Origin of the sequence: Archangium lansingense, from assembly GCF_026626635.1 — a bacterium.
Lineage (GTDB): Bacteria > Myxococcota > Myxococcia > Myxococcales > Myxococcaceae > Archangium > Archangium lansingense.
In genome coordinates, this window is sequence record NZ_JAPNKA010000001.1 from 8,424,866 (window position 1) to 8,443,644 (window position 18,779).

The 18,779-nt window shown below is 70.0% G+C and carries 8 protein-coding genes and 1 riboswitch; of the genes, 1 reads left to right on the top strand and 7 read right to left on the bottom strand.

Translation table 11 applies throughout. The features are described 5' to 3' along the window. Positions 1–3 precede the first annotated feature (3 nt). On the top strand, positions 4–1,839 hold the full coding sequence (locus OV287_RS33495; protein ID WP_267538111.1) for a response regulator: 1,836 nt from the start codon (positions 4–6) through the stop codon (positions 1,837–1,839). A 12-nt stretch (positions 1,840–1,851) separates the two neighbouring features. Here OV287_RS33495 and OV287_RS33500 read toward each other — a convergent pair whose 3' ends face one another. From OV287_RS33500 to OV287_RS33530, 7 genes are all read right to left on the bottom strand, one after another. Continuing rightward, positions 1,852–5,100 (bottom strand): MYXO-CTERM sorting domain-containing protein, encoded by a 3,249-nt coding sequence (locus tag OV287_RS33500; protein WP_267538112.1) that lies wholly within the window; start codon positions 5,098–5,100, stop codon positions 1,852–1,854. After that, entirely contained in the window at positions 5,054–8,464 is a 3,411-nt protein-coding gene (locus OV287_RS33505) for a flagellar motor protein (protein WP_267542455.1), read from the bottom strand. Before OV287_RS33505 ends, OV287_RS33500 begins: the two co-directional genes overlap by 47 nt. A 173-nt stretch (positions 8,465–8,637) precedes the next feature. Further along, complete coding sequence (locus OV287_RS33510; protein ID WP_267542456.1) at positions 8,638–10,542, bottom strand: hypothetical protein; 1,905 nt, start codon at positions 10,540–10,542, stop codon at positions 8,638–8,640. A 62-nt stretch (positions 10,543–10,604) separates the two neighbouring features. Next, positions 10,605–12,326, bottom strand: a complete 1,722-nt coding sequence (locus tag OV287_RS33515) for a TolB family protein (RefSeq protein WP_267538113.1) — start codon at positions 12,324–12,326, stop codon at positions 10,605–10,607. A 103-nt stretch (positions 12,327–12,429) separates the two neighbouring features. Next, positions 12,430–12,510: riboswitch (cyclic di-GMP riboswitch) on the bottom strand. A gap of 79 nt (positions 12,511–12,589) precedes the next feature. After that, positions 12,590–13,558: a FecR family protein gene (locus OV287_RS33520; protein WP_267538114.1), complete on the bottom strand. Its 969-nt coding sequence runs from the start codon at positions 13,556–13,558 to the stop codon at positions 12,590–12,592. 36 nt (positions 13,559–13,594) lie between these two features. Further along, positions 13,595–15,433: a sensor histidine kinase gene (locus OV287_RS33525; protein ID WP_267538115.1), complete on the bottom strand. Its 1,839-nt coding sequence runs from the start codon at positions 15,431–15,433 to the stop codon at positions 13,595–13,597. Beyond that, positions 15,430–18,765, bottom strand: a complete 3,336-nt coding sequence (locus tag OV287_RS33530) for a response regulator (RefSeq protein ID WP_267538116.1) — start codon at positions 18,763–18,765, stop codon at positions 15,430–15,432. The genes OV287_RS33525 and OV287_RS33530 overlap by 4 nt, the downstream gene beginning before the upstream one ends. Positions 18,766–18,779: the final 14 nt, after the last annotated feature.

An 18,779-nucleotide genomic window follows, 5' to 3' on the forward strand; every position in this document is an offset into this window, starting at 1 on the left:
CCCATGGCGCGACTGCTGATCGTCGAGGATCACCCCGAACTCGCCTCCCTCATGGTCGCTGCGGCCGAAAGCCGCGGTCATGAGGCTACGGCCGTCCATACCGGCGAGGCCGCGCTCGCCCTCTTGCGCCCGGCGGCCTTCCACGCCGCGGTGGTGGACCTGCTGCTGCCCGACATGAGGGGCAGCGCCGTGCTCTCCGCGCTCCGGGACCACGCCATCCCCGCTGTCGCCGTCAGCGGCGTCTTCAAGGGAGACCGCTTCGCCCGCGAGGCCACCGAGGTCCACGGCGCGCGCGCCTTCTTCGAGAAGCCCTTCGAGCTGCTGCAACTGCTGGAGTCCGTCGAGCAGCTGTGCGGCCTCACCCGCCCGCTGACTCCAATCTTCTCTGACGACTCCGAGGAGGTGGTGGTCTTCGAGGACGCCGCGCTCCTGGACATGGACGATGAGCCCGTCTTCGCCTCCCCCGAGGACGAGCCCATCTTCAGCCCTCCTCCAGAGGAGCCCACCCCCGTTATCGAGGGGCTCGCGCTCGTCGAGGAGGTTCAGGATCCCATGGGGGATGAGGCTCCAGCGCCGGCCGAGCTCGAGCCCGAGCCCGAGCCCGAGCCCGAGCCGGAAGCGCCCGAACAGCAGGCCAGCGTCCCGCCCGAGCCGGACCCGGTGAAACCCGTCACCCTCAAGACGGAAGACCTGGAGGAGCTCGAGGCTCTGGAGGAGCTCGCGTCGGACGACAAGACGCCCACCATGGCGATCTCCGCCGAGGAGCTCCAGGCGCTGGAGGCGCTCGCGCAGCAGATTGAGGAGGCGCCGGCCCCGCCCCCCTCCGCCGAGGAGCTCCAGGCCCTGCAGGCGCTCGAGCCCGTTGCCGAGGAGCCTCCCGCACCGGTTGCCCCTGCGCTGCTTCCTCCCACTGGAGAGTTCCAGGGGCAGGAGGCGCTCGAGCCCGTTGTCGAGGAGGCCCCCGCACCGGCCGCAGCCCCGGAAACGGACTCGGAGCCCGAGCCCGGACTGGCCCTGCCCTTCGGCGAGCGCGAGAAGGTGTGGAACAAGCCGGCCTCCTCCGGCACCGGCCGCCGTCCCCCACCCGAGTGGTCGCTGTCCGGAGACCTGAAGGACACCAGCGTCCCCCGACTGCTCAACGCCTACTACGAGGCGCGCCACAGCGGCGAGCTCAAGCTCAAGCAGGGCTCCGTCCTGAAGGTCGTCTACTTCGAGGCCGGCCGCCCCGTGTACGCGGCCTCCAACCTCGCCCATGAGCGCTTTGCCCGCTTCTGCGTGCGCCGCGGCGTGCTGCCCGAGGCAAAGCTGCAGGAGGTGGCCACGCTCGCCCGCGAGCAGAATCTCCGCTCCAGCGAGGCGATGAGCCGCCTGAGCCTGCTGGACGCGCGCAAGCACCCGCAACTCATCGAGGAGCAGGTGAAGGAGATCCTCTGGTCCACCTTCTCGTGGACCGAGGGCGCCTACGGCTTCAGCCCCATGCGGCCCCCCCAGGCGGGCCTGGTGAAGCTGTCGGTGTTCCCTGGAGATCTCATCCTCGAGGGCGTGCTGCGCTCCGAGCCGCTGGAGACACTGCGCAAGCACATGCCTCGCTCGCGCCGACTCTTCCCCTCCGCGGCCCCGCCCTACGGGCTGCACGAGCTGAAGCTGAAGGGGCCGCAGGCCCTGCTGCTGGCCTACACGGACGGAAGCAAGACGGTGGAGGATCTGCTCACCATCACGGAGCTGCCCGAGCGCGGCGTGCTGGCCACGCTGCGGGGCCTGGAGCTGATCGGCGTGCTGGAGGAGCGGCGCGACGAGCCAGGCAGCACCCCTCGCAGCCGCATCAGCTTCGGCCTGTAGAGCGCGGTGGCCTCACCGGCGGCGACGACGCACCGCCGCCACCAGTGCCCCGAGCGCGAACAGCATCGGGCCCGGACCCGAGCCGGAGCAGCCGCAGCCGGAGTCCGGCACCTGGGGCCCCGGCTTGTCGCTCAGCGAGATGACCGCGTTGCGCAACCGGGCCTCGCCCTCCATGCGGCGCTCGCCCACCAGGTGAGGACGCGCCACGTAGGTGAGCCTCCCGGAGCCCTCGCCCGCCAGCGTCAGTCCCGTCACGGTGAGCGCCCCCTCCACCCAGGTGGCCTCCACGGGCTGGCCGTCGAACTTCGCGCTGCCCTCCACGTACGTCAGGCCCTGCAGGCGCTCCACGTAGCTCACGCCCCGCACCTCGCACGCAGTGGTGTTGAGCAGGTCCACGGACACACCGACGAGCCCCGTCTCCGAGGCGGCGGGCACCTCGGTGCGACGGCGCACCTTCACGAAGGGCTCCACGGTGATGGGCAGGATGATGCGCTGAGAGACCTCGTTGCCCGGGCCCACGCTCGCTGTCACATCCATTTCCAATGACTCGCCCACCAGAGCATCCAGCCCGGTGTCCCGGGTGACGAGCGACACGGTCTGCCCCGACAGCGAGGTCTGTTCGAGCGGGGGACCGCTCACCTGGGTCCAGGTGACGTCCGGCGTCTGGCAGGCCCACGACGGGAAGGTCTGGGTCAGCGTGACACGGGCCGGCTCTCCGCACCGGGCAACCAGGGCCGACGCCTCTGGCAGCGTCTCCAGCCCCGCGTCCGATGGGGGCGTCGGGACCTGCAGTTCGGACTCCTGGGAGCGCTGGCCCGTGTCGTCCTCCAGCACTCCCTTCACCAGCAGGGGCCGGCCGCACCCCATCGTGGCCAGGGGAACATCCTTCCACGGGCCGGGAACGGACACCGTCCCTGAATAGAGGCGCTTGCCCCCCTCCAGAGGCTCGAGCCAGACGTCGGCGCGCAGCTTGCCGAGGCGATCATCAGGGCAGTTGAGGGTCGAGTCCACCCACACGTCCGAGGGCTGCGCACCCCCGACCAGACTGAACTGGGGCGCTCCATCGGCGGTGGGCTCCAACAGGGTACGGAACCGCACGTGCTGTTTCGACTCCGGGCCGGAGATGCCCGTATCGGGCCTCAGGATGTGCTTGGCGGAAGCCAGCAGTTCCGTGGCTGCGCAGTCCAGCGTCTCCGCCGCCTCCACCACGAGCTTCTCCGCTCGTACCGGAAACGCCTGGACCAGCTCGCCGCCCGGCTTCCGGAAAATGAAGCCGTTACCGGGCACGCCTCCATCGGGCAGCGTCACGCTCCACTCGGTGTCCACCCCGGGGAAGGAGGCGCTCGAGTCCTTGCAGACGTGGACAGGACCATCGGGCACGAGCTCATTGGGCCGGCCCGCGATGAACTCCACCCCCGCGTCCGGGTTGAAGACCGCGTTCGGCCTGCCCCAGGGAGCCACCTGCACGTTGAAGTCACTGGTGTTGGAGAGGCCCCCTTCATCCGTCACATGGAGGCGGAAACCGAAGTTCCCAGCCGTCGGAGAGCAGAACCTGTCCGGAGGCGTGATGACGGCGGTGCCTCCAACCTGCTGCAGCGATGGAACACCCGAGCCCGAGAACAGAGGCTCCCACTGCGGCTGCAGCCTGCAGCCCGCGGCCGTCGTGCCATTGCCGGCCAGCCGCAGCGTCAAGGGCTCGCCACCCGGAACCAGCTCACCCACGGCCCCGCTGCCCGAAACCCCGCCATCAGAGAGCACCACCGCGGGTGGCTCCGGAGCCCGCGTGTGCTTCACATTGAGTTGGACGCTCTTGTACGTCTGATGCTGAGCCAGACCGTCCGAGGCCAACACCTGGAAGGGGTCGCCATCCTTGGTTTTGCAGACGGTGGAGGTGGTGACGTCCCAGACGACAGGGTCTCCCGGCCCATACCCAGCGACCGGAACCCATGTCCACACCCCGCTGGGCGCGCTCGGAGGGCGGTCCGTCACCAGCACGGGATCTCCGTCCGGATCCTGCGCCGCGAAGGTGAGCCGATAAGTCTGCCCCTCGTCGAGCGTCACCGAGATATCCGTCCCGCCACCTCCCACCACCGTCGCGCCCGGGGCCGTCACGGAGAGCTCCGGACCCGCATCGTTGGTGTAAATGAAGATGTTGCCCCCACCGACCCTGTCGGCGGTGAGGACGCAGTAGCTCGCGCCCGTGCAGGCCACCTCCTCCAGGGGCGCGGATGCGACGCTCGGCGGGAGACTCCGGTACTGCCAGACGGTCCCCGCCTTCGTGTCCGAGAGCATGGGGACTGGGCTCACCACCTGGCGGCTGCCATCCGGCCGCTGCACGACAGCCATGCCGAACCCCTGCCCGGCGTCTCCCCCAAAGCCCACGTTCATGGACACGCTGCTCACGCTCCCGCCCAACATCTGGACCGGCTTGATCGGATCCATGGACGCCGAAGTCGACCCCTGCAGCAAACCGAACTGCGTGCCCACCACGGCATAGGGCTTCGCCGGGTTTCCAGCAGAGAACATGTCGATGGCCGACACGATCCCCATGTCCGAGGTGCTCTGGCGCCAGGAAACCGCACTGCCAAGGTTGTCACCCTCGACCCAATAGACGGTGGAGGTGTTCGCCGTGGTGCCGATGAGCAGATAGTCCGTGCCCGCCACCCGCACCAGGCCGATCGGGCTGTGGACGTTCGACATGCTGGCAGTCACCCGCCTGAAGGCGAGGAGGTTGTCGTAGATGTTGGTCCCCGACATGTAGAAGACGTATTCGACCCCATTCGTCGTCACCGCGGCGGCTCCGCCATTGGCCGCGTGCTTCACCCGCAGGAGAGTTCCCTCAGGGATGATGGGGTCACCACCCGCGTTGAAGCTTCCGCAGGAGCTCCCATCCGAAACCCGCACACCCCTGGGCACCCCCTGTGCCTTGTCGACCGAGACAAAGCAGTCCTGCGCCGGCTGGTAGTAGGTGCCGGCTGATTCGAAGGTCGGGCTCCTGGGGGGGATATCCCGCGGGACGCCCCCATCCACGAACATGTACGCCCCTTCCGGGAACCCCACCGCGAAGCGATTCTCCCCCCAGACCTCGAGGACATCGTTGGGACGCTCTGGAATGGATACGTCCGTGCGCCAGTCCGCATGCGCTCCGGCGGCGGCCAGCATCACCAGCCCCGCCACCACGCCCAGCGACAGGAGCCGCACGCGCACGCCCCAGCTAGTACGCCAGCTCCGCCCGAAGATAGAGCCTGTCGGATCCATCATGTGCCTCCTCCGGCAAGCCAGTCCCGGTGAATCCCAGCAGCGTATAGCCCGCGGCCACGCGCAGCCGTTCGTCCACCCGATAGGCCACCTCGCCCCGTAGTGAACCCAACGATTCCTTGTCGGACGCCACCGACCGCCCCGCTATCTCCATAGCGACTTCCAGTCCACCCACCACCCGGACCGACGGGCGCAACGAGCCGGTGAGAACCCATATCGCGACATCGTCGCGGGTGCTGAGGCTCGCGTGCAACCCCGCCGCGAGCGCAAAGCGGTCCCCCAACCGCACCGCCGGCAACAATGAAATTATCTGCTGAGTCCGTTCTCCGAAGACGGAGCGCTCGCCGGGTAGCAGCTCCTGGGTGATGCTGTAACGCGCCACCATCAGGAAGGGACCAGGCCGCCAGGCGAGCGCCGCGTAGCCCTCGAGCAGCCGAGCCTCGACCTCCCTGCTCTCTCGCTGGTAGGTGCGGCCGTAGTTCATCCGCCCGGAGATCGACAGGTCCTCGCGCAGCACCGCCTCCGCGCCGAGGGCCATGACCGCCTGGACGCGATCCACCGGCTCCGTCGAGCCGCGGAGGGGTGTACCGCTCTCGAAACGCATCTCCAGGCGCCCATCGGCCCGGAGGCGCTCCAACAGGAGCTGACCGGAGACGCTCGCCACATCGCGCCGCAGGGTGCTCGGCAAGTCCAAGGGACTGCGGAGACCTCGCTCGTAACGAGCACCTACGTTCACCGCGCCGAAGACGGTCTGCTGGAAACCCACCGCCCGCGCCAGGCGCACGGCGTTGGCATCGTGCGAGGCCACGTCCTCCACGAAGAGGCGTGTGCCATCCCCCAGCTCCGTGCTCGCTCCGCTCACCGCGCGGCTGGCGCCAAAGTCCGGCCCGTCCACGTCCACCGAGTGGCTGCCGTAGTAGACGTCCTGGCCCCGGCGCCACGAGCCCTGCACCCACGCCAGCGGCCCCAGCTGGGGGCCCCAACCGCCCCGGACGCCTACCATGGCCTCGTCGCCCACCTTCACGTCCACGCCCGCGGACGAGAAGCTGTCGTCCACGCTGCCCGGGCCCACGCCGCGCATGTGGAGCATCTGCCGGTGGCCGGCCGATACGCGCAGCCAGTCGTTCACGACGTAGTGGCCTTGCAGGCCGGCGGACGTGCGTCCTCCCTCGAGCAGAGGCCCCTCGCCGGGCACGTCGCTGGCGCGCAGGAGCGCATCCCGGAAACTCAGCTCCACGCCCCAGTGCTCCTGGGCGTAGCCAATCCCCACGCCCAACGTCCGTGCCCCCAACTGGCCCTCGGCGAAGGGCCGCCGCGGATCCGCCGAGAGCCGCTCATCTCCAAGCAACGTGAGGCGCCAGGGCCCCAGCGGCTGCACGGCGCGCAGGGAGAGCTGGCGGAAGGACTGGGTGTCCGCGTGCGTCCCATCGGAGAAGCCCGAGGTGCGCCGACGGAAGGCCGCATCCACGGAGCCCGTGCCGAAGAGGCCCGGTCCGCGCAGGCGCAGCCCCAGAGCGTCTCCTCCACTGGCGACCCACGCCTCGTCCGGCCGCAGGAAGGAGAGGCCCCCATCGTCCGAGACGCCGAACAGCTCCGTCATCACCGCCGAGCCCTGGCTCCGGGCCACCTCGGCCATGAGCGTGTAGCCACCCAGCGTCTGGCTCGCGTGCCCGGAGAGGAGCTGGAAGGGAGCTCCCCCGCGCTGCTCGCGCACGGCGAACAAGGACACTCGCCCGCCCTGCCACTCGGCCCACGCCTCGCCTCCCGCCGAGTCCGCCGGGGAGTCGAACCGCAGCGCGGCGTACTGCACGGTGAGCACGGGCTCCGGCGCCGCCGTAAGTGGCTCCGCGCGCAGCAACGGCTCTCCGGCGATGAAGGACAGCGGGCGCGCGAGCAGGACGCGACCCGCCGCGTAGTCGATGTCGTAGTCCTTGCCCCGGATGAGATGGCGCTCGGCGAGCGGCAGCCCGGTGATGCCATCCCGCAGCTCCAGGCGCAGCAGCTCCGAGCCCTCCACCACCGACCCCGAACCCAGGTAGTAGAGACTGCCGCCGGTGCTGTGCAGCTCCTCGTACGCGGGCAAGGCGGAGAGCGAGCGCGTCGGATCCGCCAGCCCTCCGGCGAAGGCGTTCACGCCCGCGCGCAGCCGCCCCAGCTCCGCCGCCAGCTCCGCGAAGGGGCCGAACAGCGGCCGGTGGTAGCGGCCCACCTCCCCCTCCGACTGCCAGGCCCGGTACGTCCCCAGGCCTACCCAGCCGAACCGCTCATGGCGCACCTCCAGCCGCAACCGGCTCTCCGAGGGGTTGGGCGTGAGGCCCACGGACTCGTCTCCCCACTCGGAGATGGCCAGGTCCGGATCCGGCGCTCGCGCCAACCGCGGGATGCGCGGGCGCAGCCAGTCCGCCGCCGGCCGCTCGCGCAGGCTGTCCACGTCGGTGTCCCGCAGATCCAACTCACCCACCAACGAGAAGGACCCCAGGCGGACCTCACCATGGGCCGCGCCTCGTCCTCGCAGCCGGAAGTCCCCCGTGGAGGGCGAGAGCGTGGCCTCCACGTCCAGCAACCCCACCGCGAAGGGCCGGGACACCGCCTCCAGCTGAATCGTCACCGTCCGGGCTGGCTCGCCGGGCCGCTGCACCTCCAGCGCCACCAGGTTGCGGCCTGGAACGAGCACCAGCGGCACCAGCGCGACCCCCTCCGGCCCCACCGTCACCTCGCCTCGCGGCGAGCGCAAGCGCGTGCCCGCGGGGAACTCAGCCAGCAACGAGGAGGCACCACTCGCCGGTGGCTCGTCCTTGCTTCCCGGCAACCGCAGCGAGCCCTCCGGCTCGGGCTCGCGGGGAATGACGAGCAGGCCGCTCTCGCGCGACACCACGTCGATGCGCTGGCGGAAGAGGCGCAGGGTCGCCTCCGTCCCCAGTGCGGTGATGGACAGCACGTTCTCCCCTGGCACGAGCCGGACGCGTGCACGCCAGTCACCACGCTCGTCCACCTCCGCCGGGGAGCCCTCTACCGTCACCTCGTCTCCCGGAGACGCATGCCCCGCCACGAGGAAGTCCACTCCGCCGGGAATCACCGCCGCCGCGGGCGGCGCTCTGTCATAGGCGAGCACCAGGGAGGACGCGGATCCGGGCAGGGTGCGCACCGCGAAGTCCTGGAGCACCGCGGCGGCCCACGGCACCTCCACCGTGGCGGCCTCAGGGGTGGCCACGCTATCGGGCGGCAGCGAACGAGCGTCCACCTTCAGTCGCTGCCGGCCGGGCCGCAGGTGCACACCGCCCGTCACATCAGGGCTCCGCGCGTCCACCTCGGCGAAGTGGTAGCGACCCTGCGCGTCCGTGCGCACCTCACGGCCGGTGGCCAGCACCAACCGGACTCCGGCCAGGCCCGGCTCCTCGGGAGCACACCGGCCGTCCCCATCCAGGTCATGGCATACGCGCCCGCTGATGGCCGCTGCCAACTCCGGCGACTCCGCCCTCGCCAGCTGCGCCCGCGCGGCGCCCGGCAACAGGGACAAGCACAGTGCCCATGCGGCCCGCCTCAAGGCCGCACCTCCGTGAGCGCGGTGACGCCCGTGGCGACATCCGCCACGGACACGCTCACCGGTCCATCATGCATCACCCGGAAGCTGCCACGCCCCTCCTTCACCTCCACGGCACTCCGCTGACCGGCCGACAGCCACACGTGGGCCTCGCGGCCTTCCAGCACCCGGCCCGACGCGTCCTCCATCCAGAACGTGACACGCGCCCCCTCCACCTTCAGCCGCACATTCACCGGCACGGGAGGTGCCAGCTCCACCGACTGCTCCGCCGTGGCGGAGACAAGGGGCCGCTCCAGGGGAAACACCGGCCCGCCCTCAGCCACCACGTGCACCGTCTGCCGGAGACCGGGCCACAGGCCGTGCACCACCTCTACCCGGCCCGGACGCACGGGGCCGAGCACCCCCGTGCCGTCCTCACCCGTCATCCGCTCCTCGCCGCCGACGCGCAGCGGCTGCCGCGGCACCGGCAGGCCGGCCAGGTCCGTCACCTCCGCGAACAGCACGCCGCCCTCCGCCCAGACGCGCAGGCGCGCCGGCTCCGTGCCCATCGGGCCATACGCAAGCACCTTCACCACCGTCTTACCCAGGGTGCCCGTCGGCGGCAGCGTCCAGGCACTGCGGGACACGCCCGGGGACTCCTCGCGAGGCGGACTGAACGTGCCCACCGGCGCTTGGGGCACCACCACAGCTCCGGGCCTCGGCTGGCCGGAGACATCCCGCGTGGTGATGGTGACGGCCACCGTCGAGCCGAGGTGCACCACCGGCTCGGCCAGTGACAGGACGGCGCTCGTCACCGGCCCCTGAACGAGCCGCAGCGGCAGCTCCTCTCGCGAGCTGGTGCCACGCTCCGGCCAGGTGGCCACCAGCCGCTCCGGCTCCGCGGGCGCGGTGCGGGGGGCGGTGTAGATCCACTCGAGCAGGCCGCCCTCGGCGCGCGTTGGCCCGCGCAGGGTGCCGCCACGAACGGAGGCCGTCACCCGCGCGTCCTGCACCGGCCGGCCATAGGCATCGCTGGTGGCGCACAACATGCGCGCCCGGGAGACCCCATCCGCCGGGAGCCGCTGGGGGTTGAGGACACACGCCAACCCATCCGTGGGAGGCAGCGCCAGGTCCATCCGCGAGCGCCGCACGTTGCCCGCCGCGTCCACCGCACGAATCTGCGCGGCGCTGTGTCCAGGCGGGACAACGACCGGCAGCCGGAAGCGCCCGTCCGGTGCGGCCTTCACCGGCCCGAAGGTCGTCCCGGCGATGGTGGCGGAGAGATCCGCATTGGGCTCGGTGCGGCCCGGCAGCTCCACCGAGGCGGCGAGTGGCACCAGCACCTTCCCATAGGCGCCGTAGATGGACTCGGGGTGGGGCCACGCCGAGAGGGCCACCAGGATGGCCACCTCCGGGTAGCGCGTGTCCGGCAGCACATAGCGAGCCTCCCAGGTACCGGGCCCGGTGCGAGCGAGCTCCTCCACGCGGCCCACGTTGGCCCGCAACACGGGCGGAGCCCCGGTGTCATCCGGCGTGCCGTCCGGCTGAAGCATCCGCACCGTGAGCCGAGCCTCCTTGTCCCGCCCCTTCACGGGCGCGCGCGGCTCCACCGAGAGCAACACCTGGGTGGCCGGCGGACCCAGCACGTACCGGGCTTCGGCCCTCAGTCCCGCGCCCTCGGCCGTCACCCGTACTTCCCGCGCTCCCGGCTCCGGGACGACGAGCCACGTCCGCAGGGGCGGTTGCTCGGACCCGGGCAGCAGCCGGGCCCCACTCGCCAACACGTGGAGCCCTTCGGCCGGCACGGGCGCACCCGTGCCGTCCCTCCGCACCAGCGCGATGGGAAACCCATCCGGAGGTACGGGCGCAGACGGACCCAAGATGTCGAGCGTGTCCGCCGTAGCCGCCGAAGCGACGAGCAGCAGCACTGGAAGGAGACAGTTCAGAGTGTTGGTAATTTATCAGCGTCCTTGCCGTGCCCGAAATTCTATCGCCGCGACGCAGCACTGCGCGCCCGGGAAGCAGCGCCACGGAGCAGCAACGAGGCGAGCATCCACACCCCCAGGAGGGCCACCGGGCCGCCCGCCGCGCTGCAACCGCCGTGCGGCGAGAGCTCATCAGGCACCGCCTTGGGCCCACCGTCCTTCCCCTCACCGGAGTCCTCCGAGCCGGGCTCCTGGACGCGTTTTCCCTCATACCCGCCCGGCACGAAGTAGCGCGTGAAGGCCACCTTCCCGAGCGCGGAGTCCTGACCGGCGGGCACGAACTGGCCGTGGCGAGTCTCCGCGTCCTCGGCCAACCCCTGCTGCCCGATGTCACACGTCAGCTCCCCGTAGAGGCGCACCCGGAACGCGCTGCCAGGCGCTCCCTCCACCTCGGCGGACAGCGCACGCCGACCCTGGAGCGGCACCTTCCGGGCCAGACTCCTGGCGTCCTGCTGGAGCTCATCAGGCCCCACCTGCAGGCCCGCGCCCAGCCACACCCAACCCGCGGTGGCGGGCGCCGCCTCGAAGCCGTTGTCCACGCACAGCGCGCCAGTGCCACGGCCCTCCACCTCGGTGGAGACGATCTCCGGCTCCCCCGTGGAACGTTTCGCCACCAACGTGCCCAGCAGCGTCCGCGCGCCGGGCGAGGCGCACACGGCGGCCGCATCCTTGATGGGGGTCGGCTTGCACTCGCTGGGCAGGCGGAACACGTAGGCGTAGATGTTGAGATTGCCGTTCTGCCGCACGGACCACACCACCCGTACCAGCCCCTCCGCATCCATGCTGATGTCGCTGAGCGACTCGCTCTCCAGCGTCTCCGTGAGGCGGTAGTACGTCTGCGTGCGCAGGTCGTACAGCACGACGTCGAAATTGGGCGCGCTGGACGCCTCCCGCCGCTCGAAGGCGATGAGGGGGCCGCTCACGTTGGGGTTGGTGTCCATGCCCGGGAGCGCCAGTCGGTGCACCTCGCCCCCGCCCACCGCCTGCCAGGCGATGTCCGACTCCGCCACGCCGTTCACGACGGAGCGGGTCACGTACACCACCACCTGGCCGTTGGTGTCAGGCAGGGACTCCTCGCCCTCTGGCCCGGTGAGCTGGGAGACCTCATAGCCCCCCTCGACCTCACGGGCCGCCCAGATGTCGCACCCATCAATGTTGGTGGCGCACTTGGCCCACACCACCGACTTGCCATCCGCGCTGACGGCGGGCGTGCGATCCATGAGCGTGTCCTCGGACAGGCGGGTGAGCGCAAGCGAGTCCAAGCGGTACGCGAAGATCTCCGGAGGAAGAGACTCGGCGGTGTAGCCCAGCTCCTGCCAGGCCACCGTCTGACCGCCGAGGGTGGCCGTGCGCCGGTCCGCGCCGGTACGCGGGGCGAGCTCCTGTGCAGTGCCGCTCGTGCCCACGTCGAAGCGGAAGACGCGGCTGACGTCGGTGGTGCGGGTGAACACCACCCTGCCGTCACTGACGTCGGCCAGGGCGTCGTAGCCCCCCTCGCTGGGGATGGACAAATCCACGCCCGTGAGCAGATCGTGGTAGCGAATCTCACTGCTGCTGATGCTGCTCTGGTGTGTGTAGGCCACCAGCGGTCCGCTCACATGGGGATCCGTCTGGTCTCCTGGCCCGTCGTTGACCACCTGCGACCTGCCTGTCAGCGGTGCTGTGCTCTGGCCCAGCGCCAAGGCGGGGAGCAGACACACGAAGGTGGTGATCGTTCGCAGCATCGTGGCGGACCTCGGTTGCACATCGGGAGATAGACCCATCCCTCTGCGACGAAGGGCGATCCCTAGGCTCAGCCCCCCAAGCGCCACGATTCGCGCCAGTTCCCACGGCAACCACGGCCGGCCGTACTTCAGGCCCCACGGCTTTGCGCACCCAGGCTTTCACCCGGGATTGCCCTTGTTCAGGGACGACTCTCGGCCTTTGAGATTATGCAAACCTGAGGCCGGGTGGACGAGCAGCACGCCGCTCGTCTGTCAGCCTGCTATCACTGCCCCTTCGACGGTGGGTCATCCCATATCCCTGGGTCCACTTTGACCGAGGGGGGAGTGGTGTCCAGGGTGAGGTCCCGCTTTTCCTCTTGTCGCAGGCCACCAACGGAGAGGGCCTGTACCTGGACGGAATTCGGACCTTCCCGGAGTGGCAGGACCTGAGAGAAGCGACCTTCCTCGTCAGTGGGGATGATCCGACCCCCCATGGCCACCTGGTTGCCAGGGTCCGTCTGTCCGGAGACGCGAACCTTGCGCTGCGGGTGAGCGGGCCAGTTCACCTTGAGCAGGAGGCTGGAGGGGATGGGGGTGGGCTCCGTGGGACCGCGGCCGGGACGGATGATGGACTGCTGACCGGCGCGGACGATGACGACCTTGCGCTGACCGCTGAAGGCCACCTCACCGACGAGGGTAGCCAGGGCGACGGTGCCCGCGCCGTTGTTGCTCATGGTGAAGGTACCGCCCTCGGTGCGGGCCACGGCGTCGCTGCCGGCGGCCTTCATCTCGAGCGTCTGGCCAGCGCCGAGCTTGAGGCGGGCCGTGGTCATACCGTTGCCGAGCAGGAAGCGGAAGGAGTCGGTCAGCTCCTCCACGGAGATCTCGGCACCAGCCTCCATGCGGACCTCCACGGCCTCGCCGCCGATGATGACGGCGTAGGAGCCTTCCCGGGTGCGCACCGCGTCCGAGGGGTGGAGGGCCTCACCGACGCTGGCGGTGCGCCACTGCCCGCCGCCCCGGCGAACCTCCACCGTGCCGCGGACCTCCTCCAGCTTCAGCGCCATGGGAAGCTTCTCCGGCGCGGCCTGGGGAAGCGGAGCCTCCGGCCCGGTCGGAGGTGCGGGAGTCGGAGGAGGAGGGGCTGGAGGCTGATGGAGGAAGAAGAAGTAGCCCAACGGCAGTGCCGCCAGGATGACGATGAGCCCAATGAGGAAGGGCGCGCTGCGCCGGGGGGAGCGGGGGGCGTCCATACGGGCCCCCAAGCTACCTCAGCCGGGCCCTGGGCCTCACGCCTTTGGCAACCACACGGTGAAGCAGGTGCCCTGCCCCACCTCCGTGCGCACCTCGATGGTGCCGCCCGCCTCGCTGACCACCCGCCAGGCCACCGACAGGCCCAGGCCCACGTTGGACCAGACGTCCTTGGTGGTGAAGAAGGGCTCGAAGATGCGCGAGCGGTGCTCGGGGGCAATGCCCTTGCCGGTGTCCTCCACCTCGAAGAAACAACGCCCGTCCCGCTCGCCGGTGCGCAGGGAGAGCCGCTTCGCCTCCGTCTTCATCATCGCGGTGCGCGCGTTGGACACCAGGGCCAGCACCACCTGAGACAGATGCCCTGGGTCCGCCTTCGCACGCGTGGGCGGCGAGGCCCACTCACTGACGAGGGCAATCCCCTCCCCCTTGATCTGATTCTCCGTGAGCGAGAGCGCGTCACGAAGGACAGCGTTCAGGTCCACCGCGCGCAGCTCGGGCCGAGCGCGCTGCTGGGAGAAGCGCAGCAGATTCTGGGTGATCTCCTTGCAGCGCTTGGCGCTCAGCTCGATCTTCCGCAGGGTGTCGAAGTCGGGATCCTTCTCGTCGCGCTCGAGCATCAGCAGCTGGGTGTTGCCCAGGATGCCGGCCAGGGGGTTGTTGATCTCATGGGCCACGCCAGCACCCAGCTGGCCCACGGCCGCGAGCTTCTGGGCCTCGAGCAACTGGGCCTGAGCGGCCTTCAGCTCGGCGGTGGCCTCTTCCACTCGGGACTTGAGATCGTCATTCCAGCGCAACATCCGGGCACGGGCGGACTCCAGCTCGGAGCCCATGCTGTTGAAGGAAGAGGCCAGCTCGCTGAGCTCGTCATCTCCCTCCACCGTGACACGCCGCTCCAGCTCGCCGCGACCGAAGGCCTCGGCACCCGCCACCACCCTGGACAGGCGGAGGTTGAGCCGGCGGGTGAAGAGCGCACCCAGGCCGAGCAGCACCGCGAAGGCAGCTCCAATGGACAGCAGCACCGTGCGGCGCATGGCGCGCACCGGAGCCAGGGCAACGGCCTCGTCCACGGCCACCACCACCTCGAAGCCGGGCACCTTGGGGACCCGCGCAGCACTCACCCGCATGGCGGGAGTGTCCAACCGGAAGCCGCGCACCTGCGCGTCGTCTGAGACAAGCCAGGTGGCCAGCACGGGCTCCAACGGGCGCAGGCGGCGCTCCGATAGAGAGCTGGCCAGGACGCGTCGGGCCGTGGTGTCCACCAGGTCGATGTATCCCGGGCTGCCTGCCGCACGCCGTGCCAGCAAGTCCTCCAGGTCGGAGAAGACAACCTCGGCGAGCGCGAAGGGAGCATCCTCCCCATCTCCCAGCTTCACCGCCACCGCCACTGCCGCCCGTCCGCTGGGAGCGTGCGCGTAGACGCGGCCCAGGGCAGCCTGGCCCTTGTTGCCACGACGCAGCGTCTGCACCGGCACAGACCGGGCGAGGTCCAGGAGCGCAGAGGGCTCGAATCCCGGGTGCTCGCTGTCGCCGGCGGCCTGGAACACGGGCGAACCGCGCGGGTTGCCCAGCGCATCCAGGTGCATCACCGCGCTGACGGCAGGAGACTGCCCGTAGAGAAGCTGCAGGCCTCCCTGAAACTCCTCGGGGGTGATGCTCTCCCAGTTGAAGAGCTCCGCCGAGCGGGCCAGCGCATCCACCGTCTTCATCAGCTCCGCGGAGGCGCTCTCGGCGGTGGTCTCCGCGATGACGTGCTGCTCGGAGACAATCCGCCCGGTCAGCTCCGCCTCCGCGCGCGACAGCAGCAGGAAGCCCACCACCGCCAGGGGCAACACGGTGGCGGCGAGCATGAAGAGAATCAACTGCTGGTAGAGCCTCATCCAGTGGCCGTCCGGATGACCGCCAGCTCCCGGTCACTGCGCAGGTAGACGGAGCCCTGGATGGCCTTGGCGCGCTTCTTCATGTCCGCTGCCTGCCGCGCCAGCTCGGCATGATCACTGGACACGCCGTCGCTCAGCACCGCCACCACGGACACGCTCATGGTGGGGAACTTGCGCTTGTCCCCGTAGCGGTCATCCGTCTCGATGTAGCCGCGCTCCCGGTCCTGCTTGTCGTAATAGAGCGGGATGATGCGATCAAAGGCCTCGATGGAGCGCTGGCAGAGGCGATCCACGCTCTCCGGGGAGGTGACGAAGACGAAGTCGTCACCCGCCACGTGGCCGAGGAAGTCACCGGGCAGGCCGTCCTGACCGAACACCTCCCGCAGCAGATCTCCCGTCTGGCGGATGACACCGTCGGCCTTCGCGAAGCCGTAGTAGTCGTTGTAGGCCTTGAGGTTGTCCAGATCGAGGTAGCAGAAGGCGAAGGGCCGGCGCTCGGCGAGCCGACGCTGCACCTCGCGCTCGATGGCGCCCGAGCCGGGAAGCTGCGTGGTGGGAGAGGAGCCCAGCTCCTGCTCCTTGCGGCGCAGCACCATCTCCACCCGGGCGCCCATCTCCAGCGCGTCAAAGGGCTTGGTGAGGTAGTCGTCCGCGCCGAGCTTGAGGGCGCGCACCTTGGCGCTCGTCTCGGAATGGGCGGAGATGAAGATGACGGAGATGTAGCCGCTGGCGCGCTCGGCCTTGAGCTCCTCGAGGAAGTGGTAACCGTCGCCGTCGGGCAGTTGCACGTCCAGCAGCAGCACGTCCGGGCGGCGCTCGCGCAGGGAGCGGTGCGCCTCCTCCAGGGTGGAGGCCACCTGCACCTCGTAGCCAAAGCTCACCAGCACCTCGCGGCAGATGGCGCACACCTTCTCGTCGTCGTCCACCACCAGCACGCGTCCGTGGTGCTGGCCGGCGCTGCCGCGCACCAGCGAGTCCACGGTGGCCAGCAGCCGATCAGACTGCAACGGCATGGACAGGAAGGCGTCCGCCCCTGCGCGGAACGCACGCTGACGCTCGTCGAAGGCGGAGAAGAGCAACAGCGGCGCATGGCGCGTCTCCGGATCATGCCGGAGGATCTCCGCCAGCCGCAGGCCGTCGATGACGGGCAGTCGGGCATCCACCAGCAGGGCGTCCGGGTGCCACGCACGCGCCTGGGTGAGACCCTCCTCGGCGCTGGGGGCCAGTCGCACCTCATAGCCGCGTGCACGCAGCAGCGCCTTGGTGATGTAGCCGATGTCCGGCTCGGCCTCGACGAGCACCAGGCTGCCCCGCCGCTCGGGGTTGTGCTTCTGGGTGAAGTCCAGGCCGTCTGGCCGCAGGTACTCGACGGGAGGCTCCACGGGCAGCACCACCACGAAGCGCACACCGTCGTTGCAGGGCTCGCACCAGATATGGCCGGCGTGGGCCTCCACGATGTTGCGGCAGATGGCCAGACCCAGCCCGGTGCCTCGCACGGTGCGGTTGGCCTGGGTGCGCGCCTGCTCGAAGCGGTCGAAGATGCGCTCCAGGTTCTCCTCGGAGATAGACTCGCCGCTGTTCCAGCACGTGAGCGCCAGGTAGCCAGGCACCGCCGAGGTGGCCTTGAGCTCCAGCCGCACCTCACCGCCCTCGGGGGTGAACTTGGCGGCGTTGGTGAGCAGGTTGTTGAGCACCTGGGTGAGCCGGTTGGGATCCGCCAGCGCCCGCAGGCCGTGCTGGGGCAGACCGGCAGACACCTTGATGCGCCGCTCCATGAAGGCGGGGCCGTACTTCTCCACCGCGCGGCGCACCTGCTCGTCCACGTAGGCCCACTCGAAGTTCATCCGCAGCCGGCCCTTGGCGAACTTGGCCAGGTCCAGCAGATCATCCACGATGGCGTTGAGCTTCTCCGTCGAGTCGCGCGCCAGCATCAGGTAGCGGCGCTGCTTCTCGTTCATGTCGCTGGACAGGAAGTTGAGCACCAGGTCCAACGAGCCGGAGATGGAGGTGAGCGGCGTGCGCAGCTCGTGGCTCACCATGTGGACGAACTCGTCCTTGCGCTCCTCGAGCTGCTTCTGCTCGGTGACGTCTCGCAGCACCACGCACACGCCGCGCAGCACTCCGCGCGAGTCGTTCACCGGGGTGACGGTGGTGTGAATGGTGCGCTCGTCGAGCTTCAGCTCCTCGCGCAGCACCTGGGCACCACCGTACTCCCAGCCGCGCACCAGCTCGAAGGGATCGAACCCGAGCTTCTCGCGCAGCCGCTTGCTGGCATCCGGGCCCGTGGGCCCCTCCCCCAGCATGAGCAGGCGGCGCGCCGCGGGATTGAGCACCGCGATCTCATTGTTCTCGTCGGTGAGGACGACCCCATCGGCCATGGACTCAACCATGCGGTCAATGCGCTGGCGCGAGGCTTCCTCGGAGGCACGCAGGGACTGAATGGCGTCCGCCGTCTGGTTGGCGAGCGTGTCGAGCAGCGCGCCATCCTCCTCGGAGTAGACGTGGGGGCGCTGGGAGAACAGTGACAGCAGGCCCACGGGGCGGCCCCCGGCGGTGAGGGCGACGGTGAGCTGACTGGCCCAGGAGGCCGGCGCGACGGCGTCCTGCGAAGTGGTGCCAGCGACATGGGTGATGACGCGGTCCTCGGGCAATACCAGCCCCGAGCGCTGGCCCCAGGCGGCCAGCATGGACTCCTTCACGCCCAGCAGCGACTGCTCCCCGACGACGACGCCCTGACAGCGCAGGCGCAGGGTGGCGGTGCGATCCCAGCCCAGCGCGATGAGGGCCGCGCCACAGTCATAGGGCAGCACGCGCGACACCGCGGTGAGGACGCGGTCGATGATGGCGTCGTAGCCGAGCGGCTCGCCCGCGCTGGCCCGGCTCACCTCGTAGAGCACGCCGAGCGCCTCCACCCGCTGGTGGAGCTGGCGCAACAGCCGCTCCTTGTCCCTCCGAAGCTGGGTGTACTCCACCGCGTTCTTCACGGTGATGACGAGATCGTTCAGGTCCCAGGGCTTGGTGATGTAGCGGTACACCTGCCCCCGGTTGATGGCCGCGATGATGTCCTCGGGATCCGTGTAGCCGGTGAGGAGGATCGCGGTGACGTCGATGCCCTCGGAGCGCGCGGCGGCCACCAGCTCGATGCCCGTCATCTCCGGCATGCGCTGGTCGGTGATGAGCACGTCCACGCGGTGCTGGCGCAGCAGCCCCAGTGCCTCGGGCCCGGAGTTGGCCGAGAGCACTTGGTAGCGCTTCTGGAACATGCGCATCAGGAGGTCGATGACGTCGGGCTCGTCGTCGACCAACAGGAGGGTATGTCGGGGCTCGGACAAGGTGTCCGGAAGTC

Excerpts from the sequence above, each read along its gene's own strand:
- OV287_RS33515 (WP_267538113.1), bottom strand. The coding sequence starts at position 12,326 with ATGCTGCGAACGATCACCACCTTCGTGTGTCTGCTCCCCGCCTTGGCG.
- OV287_RS33520 (WP_267538114.1), bottom strand. The coding sequence starts at position 13,558 with ATGGACGCCCCCCGCTCCCCCCGGCGCAGCGCGCCCTTCCTCATTGGG.
- OV287_RS33525 (WP_267538115.1), bottom strand. The coding sequence starts at position 15,433 with ATGAGGCTCTACCAGCAGTTGATTCTCTTCATGCTCGCCGCCACCGTG.
- OV287_RS33500 (WP_267538112.1), bottom strand. The coding sequence starts at position 5,100 with ATGATGGATCCGACAGGCTCTATCTTCGGGCGGAGCTGGCGTACTAGC.
- OV287_RS33495 (WP_267538111.1), top strand. The coding sequence starts at position 4 with ATGGCGCGACTGCTGATCGTCGAGGATCACCCCGAACTCGCCTCCCTC.